Origin of the sequence: Campylobacter concisus, assembly GCF_002913745.1 — a bacterium.
Lineage (GTDB): Bacteria > Campylobacterota > Campylobacteria > Campylobacterales > Campylobacteraceae > Campylobacter_A > Campylobacter_A concisus_R.
In genome coordinates, this window is sequence record NZ_PPCG01000022.1 from 1 (window position 1) to 1,516 (window position 1,516).

2 protein-coding genes are annotated in these 1,516 nt (G+C 35.4%); both read right to left on the bottom strand.

Annotated elements, in window-relative coordinates; all coding sequences use genetic code 11:
* Window positions 1-76: 76 nt before the first annotated feature.
* Window positions 77-286, bottom strand: coding sequence for a hypothetical protein (locus CYO90_RS02740; RefSeq protein WP_103578370.1), 210 nt, complete (start codon window positions 284-286; stop codon window positions 77-79).
* A 2-nt stretch (window positions 287-288) separates the two neighbouring features.
* Complete coding sequence (locus CYO90_RS02745) at window positions 289-861, bottom strand: replication protein (protein ID WP_103578371.1); 573 nt, start codon at window positions 859-861, stop codon at window positions 289-291.
* Between the last annotated feature and the right edge of the window lie 655 nt (window positions 862-1,516).

Genomic DNA, 1,516 nt, shown 5'->3' on the forward strand with positions numbered 1-1,516 from the left:
AGGGGATATCCCCTTGACCCCTTAAAAAGGGGACACTTGTCAAATTATTAAAAAAATGCCAGTTTTAAGGAAGCGATTATGCGAATAGTTTTGGCTGCTTATCTTCTGCAGATTTAAGAGCAATGAATTTCTTGTATTCGTCGGAATTTTCAATAAGCAAATTTATAAAATCATTAGCAGTAAAATCATCTCTATTTTTAAAATACTCTTTTAAAAAATCTTGCATAACTTTAGGAACTCTAACACTGCGTATTACGCTTTGTTCGTGCTTCTTAGGAAACCCCATTTTTAACCTTTCTTGTGTCGTATAGATCGCAATAAAGCGTCAAAGTGTATCGTATTATTTTCGGCTACTTCTATTCGCTCCCAAATACCTTCAGCATCGAGATAGTCCATTAAATCGGAATATTCAGATAAACAATTACCGCGAATAATATCTCTAATCTCTTTTTTGATTTTTGATACTTCGCTTCTTGTAAGTTCAACATAATCACTAATTTTAAAGCCGTTAAGGCACTTTATTTCGCTTTCATCATACTGGTGCTTCTCTGGGTTGTCCTTGTGCGTAAAATAACGATAATAGCCCCTTATTTGCTCTAAAGCTATCGGAATAGGTGCGTTTAATTTATCAGTTAGACGTTTAACAACATTAAAAGACGTTGGACCACCATAACAAATTATAAAGTGATAATGTGCCTTTTTCTCGTGTTCATCAGCATTCAAATCTTTATCGTGTAGCGGTGAAATAGCAATCGGTGCGCCTGTTTCTTGTAATATTTCAAGCCAGTTGGTTGGCATACTCTCAGGATATGCAACAAAAGCCCAGTTTCTCTTTTTGACATTTTTATTGTCTTGTGACATAATTTAACCTCCAAACGGGAATAAAGAGAACCAGATTTTAAAAAGGTGTTTCGGGTTCTCTTTTTTTTTGATACTTGAATTGTAATACAAGAAAACTTAAATAAAACTTATGGCACAAAGCACAAAGCACCCATTGGGGGGTGTCGTAGTAACCCCCCAATTTAAAATAAAAATTAGCTTATTTTTATAATTATTTAAGTTTAGAGTTACATTATAAGATTTAGCGCTATTAGTGCAAAACCTTAAAACTAAGAGTTTTTTATTAATTTGACAAGAACGCCCAGTTTGCAGGGCGGACGCCCTGCAGATCTGGGCTTCTTTTGTTAAAGACTACTCTAAAATTATATCACTTAGGGCGGAGCTTCGCCCCTAATGTGCCACACTTATGGGGTTATAACCCCATACCCCAGCTTTTTTTTATTGATTGCAGGATAGGCTTTAACGCCGAAAATGTCCGACAAAATTATTGTTAAAAAGTATGTTTTTATTCTAGGCGAGCATACTCAAGGTAATACCTTGAAACTCGCAAGGGGATATCCCCTTGACCCCTTAAAAAGGGGACACTTGTCAAATTATTAAAAAAATGCCAGTTTTAAGGAAGCGATTATGCGAATAGTTTTGGCTGCTTATCTTCTGCAGATTTAAGAGCAATGAA

Excerpts from the sequence above, each read along its gene's own strand:
- CYO90_RS02740 (WP_103578370.1), bottom strand. The coding sequence starts at position 286 with ATGGGGTTTCCTAAGAAGCACGAACAAAGCGTAATACGCAGTGTTAGA.
- CYO90_RS02745 (WP_103578371.1), bottom strand. The coding sequence starts at position 861 with ATGTCACAAGACAATAAAAATGTCAAAAAGAGAAACTGGGCTTTTGTT.